The 7,398-nt window shown below is 67.0% G+C and carries 6 protein-coding genes; 4 read left to right on the top strand and 2 right to left on the bottom strand.

Going from position 1 to position 7,398, the window contains the following annotated elements; all coding sequences use genetic code 11:
- Positions 1-270: 270 nt before the first annotated feature.
- On the bottom strand, positions 271-848 hold a 578-nt coding region (locus tag ASF43_RS32325), incomplete at its 3' end, for a helix-turn-helix domain-containing protein (protein ID WP_369803313.1).
- Positions 849-1,247: 399 nt separating this feature from the next.
- Here ASF43_RS32325 and ASF43_RS30935 point away from each other — a divergent pair.
- Positions 1,248-1,520 carry a hypothetical protein gene (locus ASF43_RS30935; RefSeq protein WP_156373460.1) on the top strand — a complete coding sequence of 91 codons (273 nt, stop codon included), beginning with the start codon at positions 1,248-1,250 and terminating at the stop codon, positions 1,518-1,520.
- 264 nt (positions 1,521-1,784) lie between these two features.
- Here the strand turns inward: ASF43_RS30935 and ASF43_RS31815 are convergent, their stop codons facing one another.
- The gene (locus ASF43_RS31815) at positions 1,785-1,931 is read right to left on the bottom strand and encodes a hypothetical protein (protein WP_235578331.1); all 147 of its coding nucleotides are present in this window, start codon (positions 1,929-1,931) and stop codon (positions 1,785-1,787) included.
- A 279-nt stretch (positions 1,932-2,210) separates the two neighbouring features.
- Between ASF43_RS31815 and ASF43_RS30040 the strand changes: the two genes are divergently transcribed.
- Genes ASF43_RS30040 through ASF43_RS22005 form a run of 3 tightly spaced genes read left to right on the top strand, consistent with a single transcriptional unit; the run spans position 2,211 to position 7,218 of the window.
- The gene (locus ASF43_RS30040) at positions 2,211-3,830 is read left to right on the top strand and encodes an efflux RND transporter periplasmic adaptor subunit (RefSeq protein WP_082498066.1); all 1,620 of its coding nucleotides are present in this window, start codon (positions 2,211-2,213) and stop codon (positions 3,828-3,830) included.
- Positions 3,830-5,812 carry a MacB family efflux pump subunit gene (locus ASF43_RS22010; protein WP_056185648.1) on the top strand — a complete coding sequence of 661 codons (1,983 nt, stop codon included), beginning with the start codon at positions 3,830-3,832 and terminating at the stop codon, positions 5,810-5,812. Before ASF43_RS30040 ends, ASF43_RS22010 begins: the two co-directional genes overlap by 1 nt.
- Entirely contained in the window at positions 5,809-7,218 is a 1,410-nt protein-coding gene (locus ASF43_RS22005) for an efflux transporter outer membrane subunit (RefSeq protein WP_200932586.1), read from the top strand. Before ASF43_RS22010 ends, ASF43_RS22005 begins: the two co-directional genes overlap by 4 nt.
- Positions 7,219-7,398 lie beyond the last annotated feature (180 nt).

Below are 7,398 nucleotides of genomic sequence, written 5' to 3'. Positions count from 1 at the left end.
GCATCGCATAGATGGCGCAGTAGATCGTCTCGTGCGAGATCGACATGGGTGGCTCGGGCAGCGCAAGCCCGGCCTGGATCGCTGCCTTGTTCATGCGCGGCAGTTTGCCTGCGATCTGCTGGGGTGACCAACTGCAGCGCAGGCCACCCAACACGGTGCGCCACAACGGCGAGCTCGTGTCCGCTCCCAGCTTGCGACGCGTGGCAGCGCCGGCACGTCGATTGGCCTGCGAGCGCGCCTGCGCTACCCCTGCCTGGTAGTGGGCCGCCNCGCCACAACGGCGAGCTCGTGTCCGCTCCCAGCTTGCGACGCGTGGCAGCGCCGGCACGTCGATTGGCCTGCGAGCGCGCCTGCGCTACCCCTGCCTGGTAGTGGGCCGCCAGGGCCGTGGGCGTCTCCTTGCTACGGTTGATCTCGCGGTGGATGGTGGAGCGGCTGAAGCTCAGCTTGCGGGCGATGGCCGGACCGCTGAGCTTGGCTTGCAGCAAGGCCTGGATCGACATCCGATCAGGCATGGCGGATCTCCTTCGCGCTGCTCCAGCACGTCGTCGACGTGACTGCCTGACGTTCATCGCCGTCGCCGAGGATGGCACTGGGCGGACTATTACCTTGCGACGCGTGGCAGCGCCGGCACGTCGATTGGCCTGCGAGCGCGCCTGCGCTACCCCTGCCTGGTAGTRGGCCGCCAGGGCCGTGGGCGTCKCCTTGCTACGGTTRATCTCGCGGTGGATGGTGGAGCGGCTGAAGCTCAGCTTGCGGGCGATGGCCGGACCGCTGAGCTTGGCTTGCAGCAAGGCCTGGATCGACATCCGATCAGCTGCTGTGACGTGCGAGTAGTGAGTTCCCATTTGGGCGGCACCTTACAGGTTGCGCCGTGTCGTTGGCTTGCAGCAAGGCCTGGATCGACATCCGATCAGCTGCTGTGACGTGCGAGTAGTGAGTTCCCATTTGGGCGGCACCTTACAGGTTGCGCCGTGTCGCACTTCAAACTTGAGGCCGCCAATCCCCTAGTGGAATTATCATCAATGGATATACAAATCCCAAGCGAACAACCTTTTATCCGATCAAATGAGGCATGAAATGAATTTAATTTTACGCGCCACCTTGGTTGAGCATACTGCTGATTCAGATCCGGCAAAAAATGGTGGGCAAACTGGCTTGAAGTTCTAGATTCACATCTACACCAAGAACCCACGCCTCGTTGGGAAGCCTGCGTTCCACATTATCGATTAATGTGCAACGCCATCATGGATGATATTCAAAATTCTATGGGCTCGGGCAAAATAACTCTGTCGGCAATTCAAAAAGTAGAATCAGGAAAATCTCAGCTAGAAGAACTTAGCGGGAATGCATGGAGCATGTACATTTCAGCGGGCGGCGTTTGGTTTGAAGGATATTACGATCAGGGAGAGGGTGGAAAAGTAAGTCTAGGGCAATTCAAAATTGCCGTGCAAACTTACGTTGATTTTCTTTTCGATCCTGAGCACAGAAAGATTGATGTTGAATTTCCAGAGCAGTAATAGATTGCACTTGCTCCTCGTCATTTCCCACAGAAATTGACTGCGCGCATCCGGCTCCCCTTGAGCTTCCAGCGACTACCTGCTCGGCGCCCTCGGCCATGACCCCGCCACGGTAACCAAGCGCCCGGGCAACGGTTTCTACGAGCAGCACCTGGTCCGCGAGCAGGTGGCCCATCTCACCGGCTACCCCTACCGGACCGGCGCCTATGACGACCAGAGCCAGTACGCTGCGCTGATAGACGCCGGTGTGACCTTCGCAGAGGCCTACCAGTTGCGCCCCGGCATCGCGCTCAGCGCCGCGCAGATGGCCCAGTTAACCAGCGACACCGTCTGGCTGATGGAGCAGACCGTGATGCTGGCCGACGCCAGCACCCAGCTCGTGCTGGTGCCGCAGGTCGATGTGCGAGCCAAGTCTGGCGGCGTTAACGGCTCGGGCGCCTTGCTCTCGGCCGATACCCTGCGCATCCAGAACGAAGGCGGCCAGGGCGATTCGGTCAACAGCGGAACCCTGGCGGGCCGCAGCCTGGTGGCCCTGACGGCCCGTCCTAGCGGCTCTGCCTTGTCGCTTTACCAACCCGAAACGCGCCTGCAACACAATCCACATCGCCGCTGCATCCGCCGTTCGCATACTCACTCGCAGGCGCCGCCCCAAGCGGCCGCCCGCCCTGTTACAACTTTCCGCCACACACCTTGCCCACCCGCACCAAACCCCTCTGGCCGCGCGTTGCCGGTATCACCTTCGCACTGGCTGCTCTGTGCGCCGGCGGCTATTTCGCATGGAAGACCTGGTTCCAGACCGAGAACCCACGCAACCAGTACCAGATCGTCTCCGTCCAGCGCGGCGACATCGAGGACTTGGTGACGGCCACGGGCACCCTGCAGCCGCTGGACTATGTGGACGTGGGCGCGCAGGTCAGCGGGCAGCTCAAGAAGATCCATGTAGAGGTGGGCTCGCTGGTGCAGCAGGGCGACCTGCTGGCCGAGATCGACCCCACGGTGTTGCTGGCCAATGTGGATGCCAGCCGCGCCGGTCTGCGCAACCTGCAGGCCACGCTGCTGGTGCGCGAGGCGGCGCTGGTGCTGGCGCGCGACCAGTACCAGCGGCAGAAGAACTTGATGGCCGAGGACGCGACGACCACCGAGGCGCTGCGCACGGCCGAGAACAACCTGCGCTCGGCCGAGGCGCAGCTGGCGGCGCAGAAGGCATCGATCGAGCAGACTCAGTCCACGCTGCGCGCCAGCGAGGCCAACCTGAACTACGCGCGCATCTACGCGCCGATCTCGGGCGCCGTGGTGTCCGTCACGGCGCGCCAGGGACAGACGCTGAACGTGAACCAGTCGGCGCCCACGCTGCTGCGCGTGGCCAACCTGGCCACGATGACGGTGCAGACGCAGGTGTCGGAGGCGGACGTGAGCAAGCTGCGGCCCGGCATGCCGGCCTACTTCACCACGCTGGGAAGCCAGGGCCAGCGCTACTACGGCAAGCTGCGCAAGGTGGAGCCGACGCCCACGGTGACGAACAACGTGGTGCTCTACAACGCGCTGTTCGACGTGCCCAACACCAACCAGTCGCTGATGACGTCGATGACGGCGCAGGTGTTCTTCATCGCGGCGCAGGCGCAGGGCACTTTGCTGGTGCCGGCGGCTGCAGTGCAGGTCGCGCCGCGCGGGCCGCGCCGCCCCGGCGGCCCGGCCGGTGCCCCTGGCGCGGGCGCGTCATCGCCGCCGGGCGGCGCCAGCGCGCCGGCCGTGGCCGCAAGCGCCAGCCAGCCTGCGACGGGCGTCGGCGGCCCGCCAGCGCAGAACGCGGACGGCAGCCCGTTGACGGAGGAACAACGCCAGGCGCGTGAACGCCGTCGCGCCGAGGTGGCTGCCATGGGCGAGGACGACCGCCGCGCCCTCTTCGAGCAGCGCCGCCGCGAACGTGAAGCGAGCGCGCCAGCCAGCGCCGCTGCCCCGGCCAAACCGGAAGAGGCTGCGACCGAACGCGCCGCCGCGGCACGCACCCCCGGCCAGGCTGCCGCCGCCGTGAACCGCGGCCTGTTCACCGGCCCCAGCGGCCCGGCCCAACGCGGCGCGCGGCGTGCCACGGTGCGCGTGATCGATGCGCAGGGCCAGGTCGAGGAGCGCCAGGTGGAGATCGGCATCAGCAACCGTGTGCAGGTGCAGGTGTTGTCGGGCCTGCAGGAAGGCGAGGAAGTCATTGCCGGCAACAAGCTGCCCGCAGGCCCCGCGTCCGGCGCACGTGGCAGCCAGGCCAAGGGACCGGGCCTGCCCACCGGCGGCATGCCGCCCGGAGGCCCGCGCTGATGAAACCGGCCGACGATCCGTCGCTGGCCATCGGGCAACGCCTGGGCGCCCCGCTGATCGCGCTGCGCGGCGTCACCAAGACCTATGCCAACGGCGACCTTTCGGTGCAGGTGCTGCATGGCATCGACCTGACGATTCGCGAGGGCGAGTTCGTCGCCATCATGGGCGCATCGGGCTCGGGCAAGTCCACGCTGATGAACATCCTGGGCTGCCTGGACAAACCCACGACCGGCAGCTACCACTTCCTGGGGAAGGACGTGGCGGGCTTCTCGCGCGACGAGCTGGCCACGCTGCGGCGCGACGACTTCGGCTTCGTGTTCCAGAGCTACAACCTGATCGCCACGGCCAGCGCGGCCGAGAACGTGGAAGTGCCGGCCATGTACTCCGGCCTGCCCGCCGCCACGCGGCACGCGCGCGCCATCGAGCTGTTGCGCAGCCTGGGCCTGGGCGAGCGCTACCACCACCGGCCGAACCAACTGTCGGGCGGGCAGCAGCAGCGCGTGTCGATCGCTCGGGCGCTGATGAACGGCGGGCGCATCATCCTGGCCGACGAGCCCACGGGCGCGCTGGACAGCAAGAGCGGCGCCGACGTGATGGCGCTGCTGGCCGAGCTCTCGGCCCAGGGCCACACGGTGATCCTGATCACGCACGCGCGCGAGGTGGCCGAGCATGCGCACCGGCTCATCGAGATCAAGGACGGCCATGTGCTGTCCGACTCCGGCACGGCCGACCGCGCGCCGGAGCACACCGCCTTCACGCCGCAGCCGCACCGCGGCGGCGGCTCGTTCATTGGCGACGTGGTGGAGGCGGCCAAGATGGCGCTGCGCTCGCTGCGCGCCAACGTGTTCCGCTCGGTGCTCACGCTGCTGGGCATCGTGATCGGCGTGGGCTCGGTGATCGCCATGCTGGCCATCGGCGATGGTGCCAAGCAGGCGGTGATCGACCGCATCAGCGCCATGGGCTCAAACCTGCTGCTGGTGCGGCCGGGGGCGCCAAACCAGCGCGGCTTCCAGAACACCGCCACGCTGGTGCTGTCGGACGTCTACGCGATCGACAGCGCGGTGCCCAACGTGCTGGCTGCCGTGCCGGAGCAGACCAGCACGGTCACGGCGCGCTACGGCGGTGCCGACTACAGCACCAGCGTGACAGGCACCTCGTCCAAGTTCCCCATCGCACGGCAATGGCCGGTGGCGCGCGGCACCTTCTTCAGCTTGGACGACGAGGAAAACTACGCCACCGTGGCCGTGCTGGGCCAGACGGTGGTCAACGCGCTGTTCAGCGACGGCACGGACCCGATCGGCCAGTACGTGCTGGTGAACAACCTGATCTTCCAGGTGGTGGGCGTGATGAGCGAGCGCGGCGCCTCGCCCAACGGCAACGACCAGGACGATGCGGTGTTCGTGCCCTATGCCACCAGCAGCCTGCGCCTGTCGGGCCAGCGCTACCTGCGCAATGTGACGGTGGCGGTAGACGACGTGAAGCGCATCGACGCGACACAGGACGACGTGGAAAAGCTGCTGCTGGAGCGCCACGGCGTGGTGGACTTCCAGATCCGCAACATGGCGTCCATCCTGGAGGCCAGCGCGCAGACGCAGAACACCATGACCATCCTGCTCGGCTCGATCGCGGCGATCTCGCTGCTGGTCGGCGGCATCGGCGTGATGAACATCATGCTCGTCTCGGTGACCGAGCGCACGCGCGAGATCGGCATCCGCATGGCCACTGGCGCACGCGAGCGCAACATCCTGCAGCAGTTCCTGATCGAGGCGGTGGTGGTGTCGGCCTTGGGCGGCGCCATCGGCGTGGCCGTGGGCCTGGTCGCCGCGTCGATCATCGCCGTGTTCGACACGCCCATCCAGTACTCCCTGACGCCCGTGCTGCTGGCCTTCGGCTGTGCGTTCGCCACCGGCCTGCTGTTCGGCTGGCTACCGGCGCGCAAGGCCGCCCGGCTCGATCCCGTCGTTGCCCTGTCTTCCGAATGATGCAATCGCACCGCTTCTCCTCGCCATCGCGCCGCACGGCCGGCGCGGCACTGCTGCTGGCCTTGCTGGCCGGCTGCGCTGCACCGCCTACGGAGCCGCCACGCGCGGCGCCGGCACTGCCCACGGCCTTCAGCGAAGCGCCCTCTGGCATGGACGCGATCCAGCCGGACTGGTGGAACGCCTTCGCCGCACCCGAGTTGGCCCAGCTCATCGAGCAGGCAGTGAACGGCAGCACCGACCTGGCGATTGCGGCCGAGCGCGTGCGCCAAGCCGAGCTGGCCATGCGCAACGCAGGGGCCTCGCTGTTCCCATCGCTCAGCGGCGGCGCCAGCACGTCGGACCGCTACAGCGACCCTCCCGGCGGATCAGGCAGCAGCGCCGGTACATCGGGCCTGTCGCTCAGCGCCAGCTACGAGATCGACCTGTGGGGCCGACTGGCCGCGAACGCGGAGAGTGCGAACGCGTCGCTGCAGGCCAGCAGCTATGACCTGCAGACCGCACGCCTGAGCGTGGCCAGCGGCGTGGCCAATGCCTACTTTCAGGTGATCGCACTGCGCGTACGCCTGGCCATCGCGCAGGAGAATCTGGCGATTTCCGAGCGCGTGTTCCGCGTGGTGCAGGCGCGCTACAACAACGGTGCGGCCTCGGCGCTGGACCTGTCGCGCCAGCGCACGACGGTGCTGGGCCAGCGCGCGGTCATCGAGCCGCTGCAGGTACAGGAACGCCAGACGCTGTCGGCGCTGGCCATCCTGCTGGGCCGCTATCCGCAAGGATTCCAGATCATCGGCATGCCGCTGGACGCACTGGCCGTGCCGGCGGTGGCCGCCGGCCTGCCGTCCGAACTGCTGCTGCGCCGGCCCGACCTGGCCAGCGCCGAGGCGCAACTGGCCGCGGCCGACGCGAACGTCGCTGCCACGCGCGCTGCCCTGCTGCCCAGCATCCAGCTCTCGGGCTCTACCGGGCTTGCCAGCAGCGCGCTGCTGTCCCTGGCCAACCCGACCTTCAGCCTGGGGCTGACAGCGTCGGTGGCGCAGACGCTGTTCGACGGCGGCAGGCTGCGCAACCAGGTGCTGATCAGCGAATCGCAGCGTCGCGTGCTGGTCGAAAGCTACCGGCGGTCCGTCCAGGTGGCACTGAAAGAGGTGGAGGACAGCCTGTCCAATATCGCGCGCAACCGGAGTCAGGAGGCATCGCAGCTGGCGATCCGCGACGAGGCCCAGCGCTCGCTGCGCCTGGCCGAGCTGCGCTACCGCGAGGGCGTGGACGACCTGCTCAGTACGCTGGACGCCCAGCGCACGCTGTTCTCGGCGCAGGACAGCCTGGCCCAGCAGCGTCTGGCACGGCTGACATCGGCCGTCGACCTGTACAAGGCGCTAGGGGGTGGCTGGGTGCGGCCGTCGTCTTGACCGCAGCCAGACCAATATCACGGCCGGCAACAGCGCGGCCGCCATGCCGGGGACTCGCGGGCTGGTGTGGAACAAAAGCCCTCCAGAGCGCGCTGAAGGGTCAATTCTTTGCAAATGCGATGAATTCGTATTTATAATCGCGCTGTTTTCAACAGCCAGCCAGCTCAAGCCTTCACTGCC

Source organism: Pseudorhodoferax sp. Leaf267, from assembly GCF_001422405.1.
Lineage (GTDB): Bacteria > Pseudomonadota > Gammaproteobacteria > Burkholderiales > Burkholderiaceae_C > Pseudorhodoferax.
Note: the sequence above shows the minus strand (reverse complement) of the source record. Positions and strands in the feature narration are given on the sequence as shown.

Bases quoted from the DNA above. Each gene is read 5' to 3' on its own strand.
- ASF43_RS30935 (WP_156373460.1), top strand. From the start codon at position 1,248: ATGGATGATATTCAAAATTCTATGGGCTCGGGCAAAATAACTCTGTCG.
- ASF43_RS22010 (WP_056185648.1), top strand. From the start codon at position 3,830: ATGAAACCGGCCGACGATCCGTCGCTGGCCATCGGGCAACGCCTGGGC.
- ASF43_RS22005 (WP_200932586.1), top strand. From the start codon at position 5,809: ATGATGCAATCGCACCGCTTCTCCTCGCCATCGCGCCGCACGGCCGGC.